Source organism: Arthrobacter rhombi, from assembly GCF_039526245.1.
Taxonomy (GTDB): domain Bacteria; phylum Actinomycetota; class Actinomycetes; order Actinomycetales; family Micrococcaceae; genus Arthrobacter_H; species Arthrobacter_H rhombi.
On the sequence record NZ_BAAAIV010000015.1, the window covers coordinates 109,173 to 128,116 of the forward strand.

Annotated in this window: 20 protein-coding genes; 12 read left to right on the forward strand and 8 right to left on the reverse strand. The window is 68.2% G+C overall.

Going from position 1 to position 18,944, the window contains the following annotated elements:
- Positions 1–41 precede the first annotated feature (41 nt).
- Entirely contained in the window at positions 42–1,238 is a 1,197-nt protein-coding gene (locus ABD088_RS13695) for a glycosyltransferase (protein WP_343902508.1), read from the forward strand.
- Here the strand turns inward: ABD088_RS13695 and ABD088_RS13700 are convergent.
- Complete coding sequence (locus tag ABD088_RS13700; RefSeq protein WP_343902509.1) at positions 1,198–1,770, reverse strand: M23 family metallopeptidase; 573 nt, start codon at positions 1,768–1,770, stop codon at positions 1,198–1,200. The genes ABD088_RS13695 and ABD088_RS13700 overlap by 41 nt on opposite strands.
- A 390-nt stretch (positions 1,771–2,160) precedes the next feature.
- Here ABD088_RS13700 and rpsB point away from each other — a divergent pair, with 390 nt between their 5' ends.
- The 6 genes from rpsB to ABD088_RS13730 all read left to right on the forward strand — a co-directional run bounded on the left by rpsB (position 2,161) and on the right by ABD088_RS13730 (position 7,174).
- Positions 2,161–3,033 carry a 30S ribosomal protein S2 gene (gene rpsB, locus ABD088_RS13705; RefSeq protein ID WP_343902510.1) on the forward strand — a complete coding sequence of 291 codons (873 nt, stop codon included), beginning with the start codon at positions 2,161–2,163 and terminating at the stop codon, positions 3,031–3,033.
- Positions 3,034–3,157: 124 nt separating this feature from the next.
- Positions 3,158–3,997 (forward strand): translation elongation factor Ts, encoded by an 840-nt coding sequence (tsf, locus tag ABD088_RS13710; protein ID WP_343902511.1) that lies wholly within the window; start codon positions 3,158–3,160, stop codon positions 3,995–3,997.
- Between the two features lie 145 nt (positions 3,998–4,142).
- Positions 4,143–4,895 (forward strand): UMP kinase, encoded by a 753-nt coding sequence (gene pyrH / locus ABD088_RS13715; protein ID WP_343902512.1) that lies wholly within the window; start codon positions 4,143–4,145, stop codon positions 4,893–4,895.
- 102 nt (positions 4,896–4,997) lie between these two features.
- Positions 4,998–5,555: a ribosome recycling factor gene (gene frr, locus ABD088_RS13720; protein ID WP_343902513.1), complete on the forward strand. Its 558-nt coding sequence runs from the start codon at positions 4,998–5,000 to the stop codon at positions 5,553–5,555.
- Positions 5,555–6,514, forward strand: coding sequence for a phosphatidate cytidylyltransferase (locus ABD088_RS13725; RefSeq protein ID WP_343902514.1), 960 nt, complete (start codon positions 5,555–5,557; stop codon positions 6,512–6,514). The genes frr and ABD088_RS13725 overlap by 1 nt, the downstream gene beginning before the upstream one ends.
- Before the next feature lie 75 nt (positions 6,515–6,589).
- On the forward strand, positions 6,590–7,174 hold the full coding sequence (locus tag ABD088_RS13730; protein ID WP_343902515.1) for a DivIVA domain-containing protein: 585 nt from the start codon (positions 6,590–6,592) through the stop codon (positions 7,172–7,174).
- A gap of 6 nt (positions 7,175–7,180) precedes the next feature.
- Here ABD088_RS13730 and ABD088_RS13735 read toward each other — a convergent pair whose 3' ends face one another.
- Genes ABD088_RS13735 through ABD088_RS13750 form a run of 4 tightly spaced genes read right to left on the reverse strand, consistent with a single transcriptional unit; the run spans position 7,181 to position 10,993 of the window.
- Positions 7,181–8,674 carry a sodium/solute symporter gene (locus ABD088_RS13735; RefSeq protein WP_343902516.1) on the reverse strand — a complete coding sequence of 498 codons (1,494 nt, stop codon included), beginning with the start codon at positions 8,672–8,674 and terminating at the stop codon, positions 7,181–7,183.
- Positions 8,671–9,009 carry a hypothetical protein gene (locus ABD088_RS13740; RefSeq protein ID WP_343902517.1) on the reverse strand — a complete coding sequence of 113 codons (339 nt, stop codon included), beginning with the start codon at positions 9,007–9,009 and terminating at the stop codon, positions 8,671–8,673. Before ABD088_RS13740 ends, ABD088_RS13735 begins: the two co-directional genes overlap by 4 nt.
- Before the next feature lie 44 nt (positions 9,010–9,053).
- Complete coding sequence (locus tag ABD088_RS13745) at positions 9,054–9,770, reverse strand: LytR/AlgR family response regulator transcription factor (RefSeq protein ID WP_343902518.1); 717 nt, start codon at positions 9,768–9,770, stop codon at positions 9,054–9,056.
- 35 nt (positions 9,771–9,805) lie between these two features.
- Positions 9,806–10,993: a sensor histidine kinase gene (locus ABD088_RS13750; protein WP_343902519.1), complete on the reverse strand. Its 1,188-nt coding sequence runs from the start codon at positions 10,991–10,993 to the stop codon at positions 9,806–9,808.
- A 247-nt stretch (positions 10,994–11,240) separates the two neighbouring features.
- On the opposite strand from ABD088_RS13750, the gene ABD088_RS13755 reads away from it, so the two are divergent.
- Both ABD088_RS13755 and ABD088_RS13760 read left to right on the forward strand, forming a co-directional pair.
- Positions 11,241–11,654 (forward strand): DUF485 domain-containing protein, encoded by a 414-nt coding sequence (locus tag ABD088_RS13755; RefSeq protein ID WP_343902521.1) that lies wholly within the window; start codon positions 11,241–11,243, stop codon positions 11,652–11,654.
- On the forward strand, positions 11,651–13,288 hold the full coding sequence (locus ABD088_RS13760) for a solute symporter family protein (RefSeq protein ID WP_343902522.1): 1,638 nt from the start codon (positions 11,651–11,653) through the stop codon (positions 13,286–13,288). Before ABD088_RS13755 ends, ABD088_RS13760 begins: the two co-directional genes overlap by 4 nt.
- A 108-nt stretch (positions 13,289–13,396) precedes the next feature.
- Here the strand turns inward: ABD088_RS13760 and ABD088_RS13765 are convergent, their stop codons facing one another.
- Positions 13,397–13,858, reverse strand: coding sequence for an Lrp/AsnC family transcriptional regulator (locus ABD088_RS13765; RefSeq protein ID WP_343902523.1), 462 nt, complete (start codon positions 13,856–13,858; stop codon positions 13,397–13,399).
- A 203-nt stretch (positions 13,859–14,061) separates the two neighbouring features.
- Between ABD088_RS13765 and pdhA the strand changes: the two genes are divergently transcribed.
- From pdhA to ABD088_RS13780, 3 genes are read left to right on the forward strand one after another with little or no spacing between them, the layout of a single operon-like run.
- Positions 14,062–15,189: a pyruvate dehydrogenase (acetyl-transferring) E1 component subunit alpha gene (gene pdhA, locus ABD088_RS13770; protein WP_372710420.1), complete on the forward strand. Its 1,128-nt coding sequence runs from the start codon at positions 14,062–14,064 to the stop codon at positions 15,187–15,189.
- On the forward strand, positions 15,186–16,193 hold the full coding sequence (locus tag ABD088_RS13775) for an alpha-ketoacid dehydrogenase subunit beta (protein WP_343902525.1): 1,008 nt from the start codon (positions 15,186–15,188) through the stop codon (positions 16,191–16,193). Before pdhA ends, ABD088_RS13775 begins: the two co-directional genes overlap by 4 nt.
- Positions 16,194–16,202: 9 nt before the next feature.
- A complete protein-coding gene (locus ABD088_RS13780) occupies positions 16,203–17,585 on the forward strand; it encodes a dihydrolipoamide acetyltransferase family protein (RefSeq protein WP_372710436.1) in 1,383 nt (460 codons plus the stop codon).
- A 98-nt stretch (positions 17,586–17,683) separates the two neighbouring features.
- On the opposite strand, the gene ABD088_RS13785 is transcribed toward ABD088_RS13780, so the two are convergent.
- Both ABD088_RS13785 and ABD088_RS13790 read right to left on the reverse strand, forming a co-directional pair.
- A complete protein-coding gene (locus ABD088_RS13785; protein WP_343902527.1) occupies positions 17,684–18,148 on the reverse strand; it encodes a GNAT family N-acetyltransferase in 465 nt (154 codons plus the stop codon).
- Positions 18,149–18,238: 90 nt separating this feature from the next.
- Positions 18,239–18,862, reverse strand: a complete 624-nt coding sequence (locus ABD088_RS13790) for a TetR/AcrR family transcriptional regulator (protein WP_343902529.1) — start codon at positions 18,860–18,862, stop codon at positions 18,239–18,241.
- Between the last annotated feature and the right edge of the window lie 82 nt (positions 18,863–18,944).

The window sequence follows — 18,944 nt, forward strand, 5'->3', positions numbered from 1 at the left end:
GGTGGTTTCGTCAACGGCAGACACCGATCCGGAGGGCCAGCATGGACAACGCACTGCACGTGGTCATGTTCACCGACCAGCATCCCCATACCCTGGGTGGCATGCAGACGTCCGTCGAACTGCAGCGCAAGTTCCTCTCGCGTGCCGGCCACCGCAGCAGTGTTGTATCGCCAGCGCTGCGGGGCAAGGACTCAACGCCGGATCCGGATATCCTCCCGATGCCCACGCTCCCGCTGGGCCCCGGAGAATACGGGATGTCCATTCCCTCGAAGCGCGCCATCACCACGGTGATCGACGCACTGCGCCGGCGCGGGCCCGTTGACGTCATCCACGTCCAGGCCGACTTCTGGGGGGCCGCTGTCGGATACGCCGTCGCCTCGGCGCTGGGGGTCCCCGTCGTCCACACCATGCACAACCATGTCGAAGCAGGAATGCGGGCGACCATGCCGCTTCCCGGCCTCTTCCAACGCGCCTTCGGGCTGATGCAGCGACGGGTGCTGCACACCGGTGGGCCCACGCCGCGGGATGCCTGGGCGTACCTGCGCGGCTTCGCGTCCCGGGCCGCCGTGGTGACGGCGCCCTCGACCCATTTCGCCGAACTCCTCCAGGACCACGGCGTGTGCAGGGGAGTCGAGGTCATCCCCACCGGCTTGGACGACGACGTGGCACACGACCTCCTGGCAGAGCCCCGCGACCGGGCCCCGCGGGACCGGCCCGTGCTGACCTGGATCGGCAGGTTCAGCGCCGAGAAACGCCTCATCCCCTTCCTCCAAGCCGTCGCGGCGTCGGGCATCACGGCCCAGGTGGACGTCTTCGGTGACGGCGCCGACCGTCATCGGGCCGAACGGTTGGCTGCCGACATCACCGCCTCCACCGTGACCTTCCGCGGCCGGGTGCCCTACCGGCAGATGCTCACCGAACTGCGACGCAGTGACGCCCTGGTCCAGACGTCGCAGGGGTTCGAGACCCAGGGGATGACCGTCTACGAGGCCGCGGCACTGGGTACCCCCACCGTCTTGAGCGACCACCGGATCGCCGCCGACCTGCCACCGGAGATGGTGTGGCTCACCCCCGACGACACGATCGATGGTTTGGCGCGGGCGCTATCGCAGGCCACCGGTGAACTGCGCGCCGGTCGGCAGGTCGATGCCGGTGCGGTGGACCCGGAGCGTTTCCTGCAAAGCCGGCAGACCGAACTCATGATCGCTGTCTACCGTCGGGCGATCGCCGGCCGGTAGCCTCCGGTATCGGCAGCAGCACCGAGGGGCGCCGGTCCATCACCAGCGACAGGGGGTCGATGTACTCGCCGTTCAGGCGCACCCCCCAATGCAGGCAGACATCCGAACAATGCCCGCCAACATCCACGCTGGCGATCCGCTGGTCCCGCGAGACGACCTCACCCACCGCGACGTCGGCGAGTGCCGGCTCGAAACTGGAGACCAACCCGTTGCCGTGGTCCACGGTCACCACCGGGCGGTCAACGACCACGCCCACGAAGGCCACGACACCCGCGGCGGGGGAGCGCACCGGTGCGCCGCGTGCGGTGGTGAGGTCAACGCCGCGGTGTCCGGCGGACCAGCGCGAATCCGGCCGATCGAACACCGCCAGCAGCTGGTCCGGTCCGCCCGCGGGCCAAGCCCAGGCCCCCGCAGGTGCAGGCGCCTCCCCGGCCGGCGGACGGGGCGCCACTGCGGAGGCAGGCCCCACGGCCAGCAGGGCGCAGGTGAGCAGGAGCGCGGTGGAATGAAAGCGGGAAATCGACGTGTCCATGCAAGGATCCTGGATGGCAGTTCCGGCGTCTGGTCCCCGCCGTTGATGACGGGGGATATCCGGGCGCTGCTGCCGCTTGTGGAGGGCACGACGGCGGTCCGGGGGCCCTCCCCGCTGTAGTACACTGGTAACCGCAGTTCTGTGCGTCGATGGCCTGTGCCTATGGGTCGGATGCGCAGGGAACTGACTTCGCGCATTGCGTCTCCATCCTCAACACTGGATGGACCATGCCGCCCACGGTCCGGAAACCCGGTAGGCGGCACGGACCGGGACACCGGTGCACAATGCCAGGGGCGCCACCGACCGGTGGAACGCCAGACAACCGAAACAACAGGTGGTTACCGCGATCCCGTCAGGGATCGGACTGCTACCGCCGGAAGGAGTTGCGACATGCCCGTCGTAACCATGCGCCAGCTGCTCGACAGCGGCGTCCACTTTGGCCACCAGACCCGTCGCTGGAACCCGAAGATGAAGCGCTTCATCTTCACCGAGCGCAACGGCATCTACATCATCGACCTCCAGCAGTCGCTGTCCTACATCGACCGCGCCTACGAGTTCGTCAAGGCCACGGTTGCCCACGGTGGAACCGTGCTGTTCGTCGGCACGAAGAAGCAGGCCCAGGAGGCCATCTCCGAGCAGGCCACCCGCGTCAACCAGCCGTACGTCAACCAGCGCTGGCTCGGCGGCATGCTGACCAACTTCGCCACGGTCTCCAAGCGCGTTTCGCGCATGAAGGAGCTCGAGGAAATCGACTTCGACGATGTCGCAGGCTCGATGTACACCAAGAAGGAACTGCTGCTGATGCGCCGCGAGCTCACCAAGCTGCAGACCAACCTGGGCGGCATCCGCAACCTGACCAAGGCACCGTCGCTCCTCTGGGTCGTTGACACCAAGAAGGAGCACCTCGCCGTTGACGAGGCCAAGAAGCTGAACATCCCCGTCGTGGCCATCCTGGACACCAACTGCGATCCGGATGAGGTCGACTTCCCGATTCCGGGCAATGACGACGCCATCCGCTCCGTCAACCTGCTGACCCGCGTCGTCGCCGACGCCGTTGCCGAGGGCCTCATCGCCCGCAGCAACAAGCAGAGTGGCAACACCGAGGCCGCCGCAGAGCCGATGGCCGAGTGGGAGCGCGAGCTGCTCGAGGCCAAGCCCGAAGAGACCGAGGCTCCCGCAGCCGAGGCCGCTCCGGCTGCTGAGGAAGCTCCGGCCGCCGAAGCCGAAGCAGCACCCGAGGCTCCGGCCGAGGACGCCAAGTAACAACTGTTGGGCCACGGGAGCCGGCGGGCCATCTGGCTCGCCGGCTCCCTTCAAACCGGGCCGCGTCCGTGATCGGACCGGCTCGTGGGAACTAGCTAGATCACCACTGAGAATGGGGTTGCACATGGCGAACTACACCGCCGCTGATATCAAGGCGCTTCGCGAGCGCACCGGCGCAGGCATGATGGACGTGAAGAAGGCACTCGACGAGGCCAACGGCGATGCCGAGAAGGCCATCGAGCTCATCCGCGTCAAGGGCCTCAAGGGCGCCACCAAGCGTGAAGGCCGCTCCACCGCCGAGGGCCTGGTTGCCGCCAAGGTCGTCGACGGCACCGTCGGCGTCATGATCGAGATCAACTGCGAGACCGACTTCGTCGCCAAGAACGACAAGTTCATCGCCCTCGCCGACAAGGTCCTGGAGGTGGCTGTCTCCACCGGCGCCGCCGACCTGGAGGCCCTGCTGGCCGCCGATGTCGATGGCAAGAAGCTGTCCGACGTCGTCATCGAAGAAGGCGCCATCCTGGGCGAGAAGGTTGTCGTCCGCCGTCTGGCCCGCCTCGAAGGCGCCACGGTTGATGCCTACCTGCACAAGACGTCCAAGGACCTCCCGGCCCAGGTCGGCGTCCTCATGGTCGTCGATGGTTCCGGCGAAGCCGCGCAGACCGTCGCCCACGACGTGGCAGTGCACACCGCGGCACTGGCCCCGACCTACCTGAGCCGCGAGGACGTTCCCGCCGAGACCGTCGCCAACGAGCGTCGCATCGCCGATGAGACCGCCCGCGCCGAAGGCAAGCCGGAAGCCGCACTCACGAAGATCGTTGAAGGCCGCATGACCGGGTTCTTCAAGGAGATCGTGCTGCTGGACCAGCCGTTCGCGAAGGACTCCAAGCAGGTCGTTGGCAAGGTGCTCGAGGGCGCCGGCGTCAAGGCTACCGGGTTCGCCCGTTTCCGCGTAGGCTCCTAGCAGCTTAACGGCGGCCGGATTCCGCCCGCCCATGCGGCATTGACAAGGGGGCGGCCACCACTGAGGTGGCCGCCCCCTTGCCACGCCCAGACCATTTTTGAAACCCAGCACGACGGCGGACCCCGGTCCGCGACAGGAGTCCTCCATGGCAGCAACCCAGCAGGTAGAACCGACCCAGATCACCAACGAGTCCGGGACCCGTCGCCGGGTCCTGCTCAAGCTCTCCGGTGAGGTCTTCGGCGGCGGCAAGCTCGGCGTCGACCCGGTGACCGTGCGCGGCGTCGCCGAGCAGATCGCCGCGACCGTCGGCGAGGTGGAGACCGCCATCGTCGTTGGCGGCGGAAACTTCTTCCGGGGTGCCGAGCTCTCCCAGTCCGGCATGGACCGTTCCCGTGCCGACTACATGGGCATGCTGGGCACCGTGATGAACTGCCTGGCGCTGCAGGACTTCCTGGAGCAGGCAGGTGTCGAGACGCGCGTGCAGTCCGCCATCAGCATGGCCCAGGTGGCCGAGGCCTACATCCCGCGCCGGGCCATCCGCCACATGGAGAAGAACCGCGTGGTCATCTTCGGTGCCGGTGCCGGTCTGCCGTACTTCTCCACCGATACCGTGGCCGCGCAGCGGGCCCTGGAGGTGCGTGCCGACGTCGTGCTCATGGCCAAGAGCGGTGTTGACGGCGTGTACACCGCCGACCCCAAGAAGGACCCCACCGCCAAACGCCTCGAGACGCTGACCTACGACGAGGCGCTGTTGAAGGACATCCGCGTGATGGACCAGACGGCCATGACCATGTGCAAGGACAACGGGCTGGAAATGATGGTCTTCGGCATGTCGGGGGACGGGAACGTCACCCGCGCCATCCGCGGCGAGGCCCTGGGCACGCGCGTCACCGTCTAGCCCCGCCACCACCGAGCAGCTCCACCGTGGCATAGGATGAATGCTGAGCGTGGAACCCACCCCGGAGCCGTCTGGCGGCACCGGATTCCGAAGGAGAGAGTAGTGATCGAGGAAACCCTGCAGGACGCCAACGAGAAGATGGAGCGTACCCTCGAGGCGACGAAGGAGGACTTCGCCACGATTCGTACCGGCCGGGCCAACCCGGGCCTGTACTCCAAGGTCCTGGTGGACTACTACGGCTCGGCGACCCCGCTGCAGCAGCTGGCCTCGTTCGCCGTTCCCGACGCACGTACGATCCTGATCACCCCCTACGACGTCACCGCGCTGCGTGAGATCGAAAAGGCGCTGAGCGACTCCGAGATCGGCGCCAACCCGTCCAACGACGGCAAGGTCATCCGCGTGACCCTGCCCGAGCTGACGGCCGAACGCCGCAAGGAATACGTCAAGGTCGTCAAGGGCAAGGGCGAGGATGCCAAGGTCGCGATCCGCAACCACCGCCGCAAGGCCAAGGAGACCATGGACAAGATGGTCAAGGACGGCGACGTGGGCGAGGACGACGGCTCGCGTGGCGAGAAGGACCTGGACGCGTTGACCAAGAAGGCCACCGACCAGGTCGATGAGCTGCTCAAGCGCAAGGAAACCGAGCTGCTGGACGTCTAATGCCCACTCCGACGCAACCCGACGGCGCTGCCAGCGGCCACGGTGAAGCGCCGGGGCCGGACCCCGCGGCACCGGCGCCGCTCTCGCGGCGCCAACTGCGGGACCAGCGCGCTGCCAAGCCCTCGCGGGCCGGCCGTGACCTCCCGGCAGCCATCGGGGTCGGGTTCGTCCTGCTCGCCGCCGTCCTGCTGGGCCTGTTCTTCGTGCCGCTGGCCTTTGTGGGGATCGTGGCGGTGTTCGCCGTCGTCGGTTCCTGGGAAGTCAGCCGCGCGCTCATGGCCGCGAAGACCGAGGTCCCGCTGCCGCCGCTGGCGGTGGCGGGCATCGTCCTGCCGTTCTCCGCCTATCTGGGTGGCGCCGAAGCCCTCGGGTTCGCGTTGGCCGGAAGTGTGTTGCTGGTCCTGGTCTGGCGGATCGTGGAGGGCGCGGCCGGGGCCTTCCGCTCCGTCGTTGCCTCCACCTTCGTGCTGTTGTGGGTGCCCTTCCTCATCAGCTTCGCCATCCTGCTGATGCTGGAGGACCGCGGCCGGACCCTGGTCGCCGTCGTGCTCCTGCTGGTCGTCGCCAACGACACCTTCGGCTATCTGGTGGGCGCCTCGCTGGGCAAGCACCCGATGGCACCGAAGATCAGCCCCAAGAAGTCCTGGGAGGGCTTTGCCGGGTCCTGCCTGGGGGCGATCGTGGTCGGGATCGCGTGCATCGTGTTCATGCTGGACCGCCCCTGGTGGATCGGCATCCCGCTCGCGTTGGCCACGGTGGCAGCCGCGACAGCGGGCGACCTGGCCGAATCGATGGTCAAGCGTGAACTCGGGATCAAGGACATGAGCAATCTGCTGCCCGGACACGGCGGGGTGATGGACCGGCTGGATTCGGTCGTCTTCTCCTTCCCGATCGGCTATATCCTTTCGGTCCTGCTGCTCCCCGGCGTGGACGGCACGATTGGCCTGCCGCTGCCCTAAGATGGGTGCAGTAATGTGGCGGCCCACCCCGGCCGCCGCCACGTCAGCCAGCAACGCCAGCTTGAGGGAAGTGCAGTGAGCCAGGACAGCCAGCAGAAGACCCAGACCCCCTTCGAACGGGTCGACTCCCAGGAGTTCGGCTACCACGTCAAGCAGGTCGATCACTTCCTGGCCCGTGCCCGCGCCACCTACAACGGCACCGGCGACGACGACAGCGTGGTCACCAGCCACCTGGTTCGCCGGACCTCCTTCGAACCGCAGAAGGGCGGCTACGTCGCCCAGGAAGTCGACGCCGCGCTGGACCGGCTCGAGGACGTCTTCGCCCAGCGTGAGCGCGACGCCCTGATCGAGGCCTCCGGCGAGGAGGCCTGGCTGGAGCAGGTGGGACACCTTTCGGCCATCCTGCGCGGCCGGCTCCACCGCGAACCGGGGCAGCGCTTCCGCCGCCCCAGCCGCCGCAACGCCCCCAGCTACCACATCGAGGACGTCGACAAGCTGTGCGGGCATCTGTTGCAGTACTTCGAGCAGGACGTCCCCATGAGCGTCGATGCGGTCCGCAAGGCCTCCTTCCGTGAGGCCGTCGGCCGGGACGGCTACGAGGAAAGCCAGGTCGACGCCTTCCTGGACCGCGTCGTGGAGCTCATGGCCTCCATCGACTAGCTGCGGCTAGATCCGGCTGGCCCCCGGACCGGACGCCGCCCGCTCGGGCGCGTGCAGCCGGGTCATGACCGTCGACGTCGCCCCCGGGGATGGTCCGCGGGTGGCCAGCGACACCAACACGGTGACCACGAACGCCAACGGGACGGTCCAGGCGGCCGGCTGCGTGGCCAGGTCCAGTGCCAAGCCCGCGAGGTCGGGAACGGTCGAGGCCACCAGCATCGCCACCCCGCAGGCCAGGGCGCCGGCGAGCATTCCGGCCACCGCACCGGCAGCCGTCAGCCCCCGCCACCAGATGCCCAACAGCAGCAGCGGGCAGATGGTGGAGGCCGTGAAGGCGAATACCGCCCCGATCGCCCCGGCCAGCGCCAAGGTGCTGGTGCCCAGGGCCAGCAGCAGCGGGACCGCACTGGCCAGGACGGCTGACCAACGGAAGCCGCGCACCGTGCCGCCGAACAGGTCCTGGCTCATCACCCCCGCCAGGGAGACCACCAGACCCGACGTAGTGGACATGAATGCCGCAAACGCGCCCCCGATGACCAGGGCAGTCAGCAGGTTCCCCGCGGTTCCACCGACCACGCGGGCCGGCAGCAGCAGCACCGTCGCATCGGCATTGCCGTTCTGTGCCAGCTCCGGCAGGTAGACCCGCCCGAGCACACCGAGCACTGTGGGGAAGAGGTAGAAGACCGAGAGCAGGACCAGCACGATCGCCGTCGTCCGGCGTGCCGAGGCCCCATCCGGGTTGGTGTAGAAGCGCACCAGCACATGCGGCAGCCCCAGCGTCCCGAACAGCAACGCCACGATCAACGAGATCGTCGAATAGATCCCCGACTGGCCCAGCGCCTCCTGGGGCAGGTCGAACGCCAACCCGTTGCCGGTCGCGGAGCGTCCGGTGATGCCCAGCTCCAGCAGCAGGAACACGGTGGGCACCGCGAGCGCCCCGAGCTTGAGCCAGAACTGGAAGGCCTGCACGAAGGTGATCGAGCGCATCCCGCCGGCGACCACCGTCAGGCAGACCACCGCCATGACCATCGCCGCACCGAGCCAGCCGGGCAACCCGGTGGTGATCGCCAACGTCAGGGACGCCCCATGGAGTTGGGGCACGATGTAGAGCCACCCGACCACGACCACCAGGATGCTGGTCACCAGCCGGGCCATCCGGCTGTGGAGCCGGATCTGGGCAAAATCGGGCAGCGTGTAGGCCCCGGATCGGCGCAGGGGAGCCGCCACGAAGAGCAGCAGCATCAGGTACCCGGCCGTGTAGCCGATCGGAAACCAGAGCGCGTCCTGCCCGGAGACCACGATCAGCCCGGCGATGCCCAGGAAGCTGGCCGCTGAGAGGTATTCCCCGCCGATGGCCGAGGCATTCCACCAGGGGCGCACCGTGCGGGAGGCGACGTAGAAGTCCCCGGTGGTCCGCGACAGGCGCAGCCCATGCACGGCGATCAGCACCGTGGCCAGCATGACGACGGCGATCGCCAGCAGTGCCGTACCGGCGCTCATTCGCCGGTCACGTCCCGGTAGCGCGCCTCGTACCGCGCGCTGACCCGGTTGTAGAGGAACGCCCCCGAGAGGATGATCGGGTAGACCCCGATCCCCAACACGATCCACGGCAGCGGGATCGTCAGGATCCGGATGGCGTGGATCTGCGGCCACGCGGCCACCATGACGGCCAGGCACAACAGCAGCAGCAGGAACCCCACCGCCACCGACAGGGACAGGCGCAATTGGGAGCGGATCAGTGACCTGACGTAGAACTCGGCGGCCGGATCGGGGCCGGTCCGCCGGCCGGACACGCCCAACGGGGCACCTTCCGGCGCCGTCACGCGGACCCGCACCGGTGGAGTCTGCCGGTCCTGCTGCCCGCCCGGACCCGGGGCGTTCACAGGGGACGGATGCGGTTGGCTGCCAGGTTCTCCCGCAGTAGCGGCAGTGCCCGGCGGCTGACCGGCAACTCGGTGTCGCCGATGAGCACCGAGGCCTTGCCCGGCGCCATCTTGACCTTTTCCACCCGGTTCATGGCCACCAGGTACCCCCGGTGGATGCGCAGGTAGCCTGCCGGCGCCCACTGCTGTTCCAGGTCGTTGAGCGGGACCCGGATCAGGTAGCTGGCGTCGGCGGTGTGCAGGCGGGCGTAGTCGCCCTGGGCCTGGACGTAGCGGATCTCGTCGCGGCGGATCATCTTGGTGACCCCACCCTGGTCCACCGTGACGACCTCGGGTTCGGTGGGCCCTTCCTGGATCAGCTCGCAGACCCGGCGCACCGATTCGGCCAGGCGTTCGGGGCGGATCGGCTTGAGCACATAGTCCACCGCCGCCAGTTCGAAGGCCTCCAGCGCCTGCGCCTCGTCGGCGGTCACGAAGACGACGGCGGGGGGCCGGCTGAAGCGGGAGATCACCCGGGCGATGTCCAGGCCGGAGAGCGCCGGCATGTGGATGTCCAGAAAGAGGGCGTCGACGGGGAACTCCTCCAGCGCCTTCAGCGCCGCGGCCCCGGAGGTGGCCCGGTGGATCTGGCCCACGCGGGCGTCGGCGTCGAGCAGGAAGGCCAGTTCCTCGACGGCGGGCAGCTCATCATCTGCGACGACGACATTGATCATGCCACCAGTCTAGGCAGCGATGTGAGCCCTGGCACTCAGGCCGGCGGGCCGGCGTCGTACCCGGGTTGGAATTTGGGGATCCGCAGCGTGATCAGCGTTCCGGCGCCCGGTGCGGTGTCGATGACCAGGCCGTGGCCGTCCCCATAGAGCTGGCGCAACCGCACGTCCACATTGCGCAATCCCACGTGGACGCCGTCGGAGGTGCCGGCCAGGACGGCGCGCAAGGCCTCCGGGTCCGCGCCCACGCCATCGTCCTCCACCGTGATCTCCGCGAACGCCCCGGCATCGGAGGCCGTCAGGCTGATCAGCCCGCCACCGGCCTTGCCCTCGAGCCCATGGCGGACCGCGTTCTCCACCAACGGCTGCAGCGACAGGAACGGCATGACCGTGCTGAGCACCTCCGGGGCGATGGCCAGGGAGACCCGGATGCGGTCCCCGAACCGTGCCTTCTCCAGCAGCAGGTAGCGGTCGATGGCCTGCAGTTCCTCGGCGAGGGTGGTGAAGTCCCCGTGGCGGCGGAACGAGTACCGGGTGAAGTCGGCGAACTCGACCACCAGGGTGCGGGCGCGCTGCGGGTCGGTGTTGATGAAGGAGGCGATCGCGTTGAGGCTGTTGTAGATGAAGTGCGGGCTGATCTGGGCGCGCAGGGCGCGGACTTCGGCCTCCATCAACAGCGCGCGGGACTCGTCGAGTTCCGCCAGTCCCAGTTGGGCCGCGACCCAGGCCGCCAGTTCGGTGGTGGCACGGACCAGCCCGGCGTTGGCCCGCGGAGCCAGCGCCACCACGGTGCCCACCGCGACCCCGCGGACCAGGATCGGCGCGTAGACGCCGTCGGCCCCGGGGCCCCGCACCACCTGGGTGCGGGCTGCCTCCACCGCCTGGACGGCGCCGCGCGCCAGGTCGGTGGGGGAGTCGCAGCCGGGATCGGCCAACGGTCCATCCAGGGCCAGCACCGTCGTCGTATCGGTGATGGCCAACCCCTCGCAGCCGAGCACATCGCGCAGATGCCGTGCCGCCCGGCCGGCCCCCTCGGCCTGCAGGCCGGCACTGAAATGCGGGGCCGCCTGGGAGACCCGGTGCAGGGTCTCATACGTGGCCCGGTCGGCGTCCGTGCCCAGGTCGCGGAACGAGCGCAGGGTCCGGAATCCGACGTAGAAGACCACTGCCACGGCAATGGTGAGGATCGCGATGATCACCGTGGTCTGGGTGGCGGCGGACAGCATGGACACAGCCTAGACGCAGGACCGAGCGGTCCGGGGGAGCGCGGCCACGACGGGGCGCGGGCTGCTACCGCTCGCCGGGAGGCCCGACCGCTCGGCGCATCCACGGCACCGTTGGGCCACACGGGGACGTGACGCACTTCACTATCGCCGACGCGTGAATGACAGTGATGGAAGCCATCATTGCGGTCGCGGGCGGGGAACGACACCCGGCACGGGGCCGACGGCAACACCACTTTGAGGAGGAACCATGGCACACCCCACCACCCCGGACCCCGTTCCGGAGGACCAGACGGCCGCAGCGGACGCCGGCGTCCAAACGGCCCACCCGGACCAGGCGGCCGGCGAGTTCACCGCAGTCCAGGCCAGCGACGAGTTCCAGGAACTGCGCCGCACCCACCGCAGCTTTGTCTTCCCGATGGCCATCGCCTTCCTGGTCTGGTACTTCGCCTACGTCCTGCTGGCCGACTACGCCCACGACTTCATGTCCATCAAGATCGCCGGCAACATCAACCTGGGGCTCATCCTGGGGTTGCTGCAATTCGTCTCGACCTTCGGCATCACCGCCGCCTACGTCCACTTCTCGAACAAGAAGCTGGACCCGAAGGCCACGGCACTGCGTGAGCGCCTCGAGGCCACCATCGATGAAGGAGACCTCAAATGAGCGTCCTGGCCACCAGCGTCGCCGTCCCCCTCGCGGCGGCTGCCGAGTCCACGTCGGTGGGCAACCCCTTCGTGAACATCGGCATCTTCGCCCTCTTCGTCGGCGTCACCCTCGTCGTGGTGCTGCGGGCGAGCAAGAACAACAAGACGGCAGCCGACTACTACGCCGGCGGCCGCTCCTTCACCGGAACCCAGAACGGCACGGCCATCGCCGGGGACTACCTCTCGGCAGCCTCGTTCCTGGGCATCGTGGGGGCCATCGCCATCAACGGCTACGACGGCTTCCTGTATTCGATCGGTTTCCTCGTCGCCTGGCTGGTGGCCCTGCTGCTGGTGGCCGAGATGCTGCGCAACACCGGCAAGTTCACCATGGCCGACGTGCTCTCCTTCCGGTTGAAGCAGCGCCCCATCCGCATCGCCGCGGCGACCACCACGCTGGCCGTCTGCCTGTTCTACCTGCTGGCGCAGATGGCCGGCGCCGGCGCGCTGGTGTCGCTGCTGCTGGGCATCGACGGCAAGCTCGGCCAGTCGCTGGTCATCACCGTCGTCGGCGGCCTGATGATCGTGTACGTACTGGTCGGTGGCATGAAGGGCACCACCTGGGTGCAGATCATCAAGGCGTGCCTGCTCATCACCGGTGCGTTCATCATGACCATCTGGGTGCTGGCCATGTACGGGTTCAACCTCTCCACGCTGATGGGTGCCGCCGTCGAAACCGCCAACAACCCGGCACTGCTGGATCCGGGCCTGAAGTACGGGGCATCGGAGACCTCCAAGCTGGACTTCATCTCCCTGGCCTTGGCCCTGGTGCTCGGCACCGCGGCCCTGCCCCACGTGCTGATGCGCTTCTACACGGTCCCCACCGCCAAGGAGGCCCGCAAGTCGGTGGTCTGGGCGATCTGGCTCATCGGCGCCTTCTACCTCTTCACCCTGGTGCTCGGCTATGGCGCCGGCGCGCTGATCGGTCCGGATCGGATCACCAACGCCCCCGGCGGCGTGAACTCGGCGGCACCGCTGCTGGCGTTCGAGCTCGGCGGGCCGATCCTGCTCGGGGTGATCTCCGCGGTCGCCTTCGCCACCATCCTGGCGGTGGTGGCCGGGTTGACCATCACCGCAGCCGCGTCGTTCGCCCATGACATCTACGCGAACGTCATCGCCAAGGGCAAGACGACCCCGGAGAAGGAGATGAAGGTCGCCCGCCGCACCGTGGTGGTCATCGGCATCCTGGCGATCATCGGCGGCATCGGCGCCCAGGGCCAGAACGTGGCCTTCCTGGTGGCGCTGGCCTTCGCGGTCGCCGCGTCGGCCAACCTGCCGACCATCATCTACTCGCTCTACTGGAAGCGCTTCTCCACGCAGGGGGCCGTCTGGTCGATGTATGGCGGTCTGGGTGCGGCGATCGTGCTCATCGTGTTCTCGCCGGTCGTCTCCGGTACCGAGACCTCGATGATCACCGGGGCGGACTTCGCCATCTTCCCGCTGAGCAACCCCGGCATCGTCTCGATCCCGTTGGCGTTCTTCCTGGGCTGGTTGGGCACGGTGCTCAGCAAGACGAAGGAGGACCCGACCAAGCACGCCGAGATGGAGGTCCGTTCACTGACCGGCGTCGGCGCCGAGAAGGCGGTCGACCACTAGGCAGTCCACTCCGGTCTCCATACCGGGTACGACGGCGCAGGGCCGGGTCCACGCGGACCCGGCCCTGTTCCGCGTCCGGGGACTGCGACTGCGGGTGCAGTGAAGCAGCTACCGGGGTCCGAGCAGTGGGCGCATGCGGTGGGGGATCAGCTCCGCCATCGACAGCGACGTATCGGCACGGTCCACCCCGTCGATGTCCAGGATGGCGCCGTTGACCCGGAACAGGTCCTCGGCGTCGCGGGCGACGACGCTGGCCAGGATGTCGGCGGTGCCGCTGAGTCCGTGGGCCTCCACGACCTCGGGGATGCGGGCCATCGCCGTGACGATGTCGGAGAGCTTCTTCTGCTGGACATGGATGTGCACGAAGCTGGTCAGCGGGAAACCCAGGGCCGCCGGGTTGATCCGGCGTTCGAAGGACAAGAGCGCGCCGTGGTTCTCCAGGCGGGTCAGTCGCGCCTGCACCGTGTTCCTCGACAGTCCGAGGGCTGCCGCGAGGGCCACCGTCGTGGCCTTGGGGTCCTGCACCAGTGCGTTGAGGAGTCGGCGGTCGGTATCATCCAGGTCGGTCATACTGCACAATATTATCAGGTAGGTCTCGACGGTATTTGAGCACTCTGCGCAAAAGATATGTTCATGGTTGTGCGCCCTGCTTATTGTGAGTACCGTCACAGTAAGGGTTGGGCAATGAAGCCGGACCCGCCGTTCGGGCGTCGGATGACCCTTCCGACAACCGGCGAGTCGGCCGACGAACCACGAAGGACGCAGCGCAGACCATGAACATGTCACAGCCAGCCGGCGACCGGGACGCGGGGCTGATCCAGCTCATCGATCCCAGCGGTCACCGCACCCCGAACGAAGAATTCGACCCCTGGGTCACCGAGGTCGACGCCGAGGCACTGCGCGGCCTGTACACCGACATGGTGGCCATCCGCCGGATCGACCAGGAAGGCACCGCCCTGCAACGCCAGGGCGAGCTGGCCCTCTGGCCGCCGCTGCTGGGCCAGGAAGCGGCGCAGATCGGCTCCGGCCGGGCGCTGGAAGACGACGACTTCATCTTCCCCTCCTACCGCGAGACCGGACTGGCCTACTGCCGGGACATCGACGCGGAGGACACGCTGCGCGTCTGGCGCGGCAACGCCTACAGCGGCTGGGATCCGTTCGGCAAGAACATGGCGACCCCGCAGATCATCATCGGGGCCCAGACCCTGCATGCCGCCGGCTATGCCATGGGCATCAAATACGACGGCGGTTCCCAGGCAGCGATCACCTACTTCGGTGACGGCGCCACCAGCCAGGGTGATGTCAGCGAGGCCATGGTCTTCGCCGCCAGCTACCAGGCGCCGGTGGTCTTCTTCTGCCAGAACAACCACTGGGCCATCTCCGAACCCGTGGAACTGCAAAGCAACACCCACATCGCCGACCGTCCCCTCGGCTACGGCATCCCGAGCCTGCGCGTGGACGGCAACGACGTCCTCGCCTGCCTGGCAGCCACCCGCATCGCGCTGGACCGCGCCCGCAGCGGAAACGGCCCGACCTTCATCGAGGCCGTCACCTACCGCATGGGACCGCACACCACCGCGGATGACCCCACCCGCTACCGGGACGCCAATGAACTGGACCTCTGGGCGGCCAAGGACCCGATCGACCGCCTGGAGAAGCACCTGGCCGGTCTCGGGCTCGACGTCGACGAGCTGCGCGCCGGTGCGGCCGAGGTCGCCGACGCCGTCGCCGAGAAGCTCCGCAAGGCCATCATGGGCCTGCAGGATCCGCAGGCCATGGAGGTCTTCGACAACGTCTACTCGCAGCCCCACAGCACCCTGGACCGCCAGCGCGAACACTACGAGCTCTACCAACAGCAATTTGCCGCCGCGGGATCGGCGACGGACGGGGGAGCACGATGAGCGCGCTGACCTTTGGCAAGGCCCTGAACGCCGGCCTGCGCCATTCCATGGAAGCCGACCCGAAGGTCGTGCTGATGGGCGAGGACATCGGCAAGCTCGGTGGGGTCTTCCGGATCACCGACGGCCTGCAGAAGGACTTCGGCCAGCACCGGGTCATCGACACCCCGTTGGCGGAGTCCGGCATCGTGGGCACCGCGGTGGGCATGGCCTACCGCGGATTCCGCCCCGTAGTCGAAATCCAATTCGACGGCTTCGTCTACCCGGCCTTCGACCAGATCGTCAGCCAGGTCGCCAAGCTGCACTACCGCACCCACGGCCAGGTCTCGATGCCGCTGACCATCCGCATCCCCTTCGGGGGCGGCATCGGTTCACCCGAGCACCACTCCGAATCCCCGGAGGCCTACTTCGCCCATACCGCAGGACTGCGGGTGGTCAGCCCGTCCACCCCGCAGGACGCCTACGTGATGATGCAGCAGGCGATCGCCTGTGATGACCCCGTGGTGTTCTTCGAACCCAAGCGCCGCTATCACGAGCGGGGCGAGGTCGACCTCGAAGCCGGAATGACGGGCCCGGACCTCGGCAGCGCCGTGATCCGCCGCGCCGGCACCGACGTTACCCTCGTGGCCTACGGGGCTCTGGTGAAGACGGCACTGGATGCGGCCACCGCAGCGGAAGACGAGGGGATCTCGATCGAGGTCATCGACCTGCGCTCGCTCTCCCCGGTGGACTACGCAACGCTCGAGGCGTCGGTGAAGCGCACCGGCCGCCTCGTGGTCACCCACGAGGCGGCGCAGACGCTGGGCCTGGGCGCCGAAATCGCCGCCAGCATCACCGAACGCTGCTTCTACCACCTCGAGCATGCCCCCGTACGGGTCACCGGATTCGACATCCCCTACCCGTTCTCGAAGCTCGAAATGCACCACCTGCCCGATCTGGACCGCATCCTCGACGGCGTGGACCGTGCGCTGGGTCGTCCCAACTCCCTCAGTTCCCTGGAAGGCTAGATGAGTACCGTGTTGAAGGTTTTCAAACTCCCCGACCTGGGCGAGGGGCTGACCGAATCAGAGATCGTCAGCTGGAAGGTCGCCGTCGGCGAGACCGTGAAGCTGAACCAGATCATCGCCGAGGTGGAGACCGCCAAGGCAGTGGTCGAGCTGCCCAGCCCCTACTCAGGCGTGATCACCGAACTCCACGAGGCGCCCGGTGCCGTGGTGGAGGTCGGCAACCCCATCGTTTCCTTTGACGTCGTCGGCGAGGCGGGAACCGACGACGACGCTCCCGCCGGTTCCGCAGCCCATGCCGAACCGGCAGCTGCCCGGCGTGAGGCCACCCTGGTGGGCTACGGCGCTGCGGTGGAGACCGGCAAGCGCCCGGCCCGCAAGACGCGTGCCCACGCCATGGCCTCGGCGCCAACGACGGCCCCGGTTCCCAGCACCCCGGCCCCGCTGGAAACCCCTGCAGGGCGCCCGGCGGCCGAGCGGCCCCGGTCCACCCCACCGGTGCGCAAATTTGCCCGCGACGCCGGGGTGGATCTGGAACAGGTAGCCGGCACCGGCCCGTATGGACTCATCACCCGTGACGACGTGATCGCCGCCCAGGGTGCCCCGGCATCGCCGGCAGTGCTGGCCGAGTCGCTGGCCGATCCGCTGGTCGGCACCCCGTCGGCGGGAGGCCCGCGCACGCTCGGGGGAGCACCCCGCGAGGTGCGCACCCCCATCAAGGGGATGCGCAAGCACACCGCCCAGGCGATGGTGGACAGCGCGTTCACCGCGCCTCATGCCACCGAGTTCCTCACCATCGATGTCACCCCGATGATGGAGCTGCTCGAGCGGTTGCGCGCGGACCGTGCCTACCGCGATGTGAAGCTCACCCCGCTGACCATTGCAGCGAAGGCCGTGACCATCGCCCTGGAGCGCCAGCCCACGCTGAACTCGCGCTGGGATGCACAGGCGCAGGAGATCGTGCAGCTGAACTACGTGAACCTGGGCATCGCCGCGGCGACCCCGCGCGGGCTCATGGTGCCGAACATCAAGGACGCCCAGTCGCTGGACTTCAGGTCATTGGCCGGGGCCCTGCGCGATCTGGCGGTGACCGCCAAGGAAGGCAGGACGGCGCCGGAGGCGTTGCGCGGTGGCACGTTCTCCATCACCAACATCGGGGTCTTCGGCATCGATGGCGGGACGCCGATCCTCAACCCGGGTGAGGCGGGCATCCTGGCCCTGGGCCAGGTCCGCGAACAGCCGTGGGGATACCGCGGCGAGGTCGTGTTGCGCCAGCTGACCACGTTGAGCCTCTCGTTCGACCACCGGCTCGTCGATGGCGAGCAGGGGTCGCGATTCCTCGCGGACATCGGCACCATCATGGCCGATCCGGGCATGCTCATCACGATGCTCTAGGGCGTCCCGGCGCCAGCAACGAAACCACACACAGGGAGGCACCCGGCGGGATTCCGCCGGGTGCCTCCCTCACTTCAACGTGCTGGTGGGAACTGGGGCTAGGCCAGTTCCATGATGTATTCCTTCACCACCGCGGCGCGCGCATTGGCGAAGCCATCGACCTCGCCGACCACGGTGAAGCCGCGGCGCTCGAGGACCTTCTGGCTGCCGATGTTGTCCGTGACCACGCGGGCACGGATCGGGCGGGTGGTGATCTCCTGCAGGAACTCGTCCACTGCTGACGTGGTGACGCCCTGGCCCCAGTAGGCGCGGTCGGTCCAGAAACCGATCTCCACGCCGTCGTCCGACGTGTACGCCATGACGTTGCCGACGGGCTTGCCGTCCTGCTCGATGGTGCGCACGGTGACATCCGGGTCGGACAGGATGGAGGACCAGTGGAGGTTGAACACCCCACGGTCCGCGGGGTTCTTGGCGGTGAATGCGGCCATCACATTGGCCTCGGGATCCTGCTGGTGCTTGAAGAACCAGTCCAGGTCCGCGTGCTCGACGGGGCGAAGCTTCACGGTCTGTACCTCTCTGTGACTACGGCGTCGGTCATTCATGGTCCGGCTGGCGGACATGATTCCCACCAGACTACCGGTGTGGGCCGGCTCCTAGCGCACGGGCGCCTGAAGTGCGGCCAGGGCCATGGCCACCAACCGCCTTCTGCGCGCCGCCGGGTCCACCGCCGAGCGGTGGGCCGAATGCGGGGTGGAATTGATCAGCCCGAGCACCGATTGGGCGCGGAAGCGTGCCGCCGATTCATCCTCCTCGGGGTGCAGCAGGCGCAATTGCCCGGTCCAGACCTCGATGTAGGCGCGCTGCAGCCGCCGCACCGTGGCGGCGTCCTCCTCGGCCAGGCTGGCCATGTCCCGGTCCTGGACCCGGATGACGTCGCGGTGGCCCAGGGCGAAGTCCGCCTGGAAGCCGACGAGCTCGGCGAGCACCCCGGCGGGGGTGCCACCGGCGCGCGCCACCGCGCTGCCGCCGTCGTACAGGTCGTGGCTGACCTCGATGAGCAGCGCCCCGAGCATGGCTGCCTTGCCGGGGAAGTGCCGGTAGACGGCCGGGCCGCTGATGCCCGAGGCCTGGCCGATGTCCTCGATGGTGACCCCGTGGTAGCCGTGTTGGGCGAAGAGCCGCGCCGCCTCGGCGAGCAGGGTGGAACGGCGGGACGCCTTGGCCAGGCTGCGCCCGGTGGGCTCGGGGATGGTCTCCGGGGCCGGATCGTGCTCCACGGGGCACCTCCTGTCGATGTGGTCCAGGCCACCTGTGGTGCTGGACATTTCAGTTAATGAATACTAACGTCTATTTCAGTTA

Coding starts and splice junctions, on each gene's coding strand:
- ABD088_RS13695 (WP_343902508.1), top strand. CDS start 42: ATGGACAACGCACTGCACGTGGTCATGTTCACCGACCAGCATCCCCAT.
- ABD088_RS13700 (WP_343902509.1), bottom strand. CDS start 1,770: ATGGACACGTCGATTTCCCGCTTTCATTCCACCGCGCTCCTGCTCACC.
- rpsB (WP_343902510.1), top strand. CDS start 2,161: ATGCCCGTCGTAACCATGCGCCAGCTGCTCGACAGCGGCGTCCACTTT.
- tsf (WP_343902511.1), top strand. CDS start 3,158: ATGGCGAACTACACCGCCGCTGATATCAAGGCGCTTCGCGAGCGCACC.
- pyrH (WP_343902512.1), top strand. CDS start 4,143: ATGGCAGCAACCCAGCAGGTAGAACCGACCCAGATCACCAACGAGTCC.
- ABD088_RS13725 (WP_343902514.1), top strand. CDS start 5,555: ATGCCCACTCCGACGCAACCCGACGGCGCTGCCAGCGGCCACGGTGAA.
- ABD088_RS13735 (WP_343902516.1), bottom strand. CDS start 8,674: ATGAGCGCCGGTACGGCACTGCTGGCGATCGCCGTCGTCATGCTGGCC.
- ABD088_RS13745 (WP_343902518.1), bottom strand. CDS start 9,770: ATGATCAATGTCGTCGTCGCAGATGATGAGCTGCCCGCCGTCGAGGAA.
- ABD088_RS13750 (WP_343902519.1), bottom strand. CDS start 10,993: ATGCTGTCCGCCGCCACCCAGACCACGGTGATCATCGCGATCCTCACC.
- ABD088_RS13755 (WP_343902521.1), top strand. CDS start 11,241: ATGGCACACCCCACCACCCCGGACCCCGTTCCGGAGGACCAGACGGCC.
- ABD088_RS13760 (WP_343902522.1), top strand. CDS start 11,651: ATGAGCGTCCTGGCCACCAGCGTCGCCGTCCCCCTCGCGGCGGCTGCC.
- ABD088_RS13765 (WP_343902523.1), bottom strand. CDS start 13,858: ATGACCGACCTGGATGATACCGACCGCCGACTCCTCAACGCACTGGTG.
- pdhA (WP_372710420.1), top strand. CDS start 14,062: ATGAACATGTCACAGCCAGCCGGCGACCGGGACGCGGGGCTGATCCAG.
- ABD088_RS13775 (WP_343902525.1), top strand. CDS start 15,186: ATGAGCGCGCTGACCTTTGGCAAGGCCCTGAACGCCGGCCTGCGCCAT.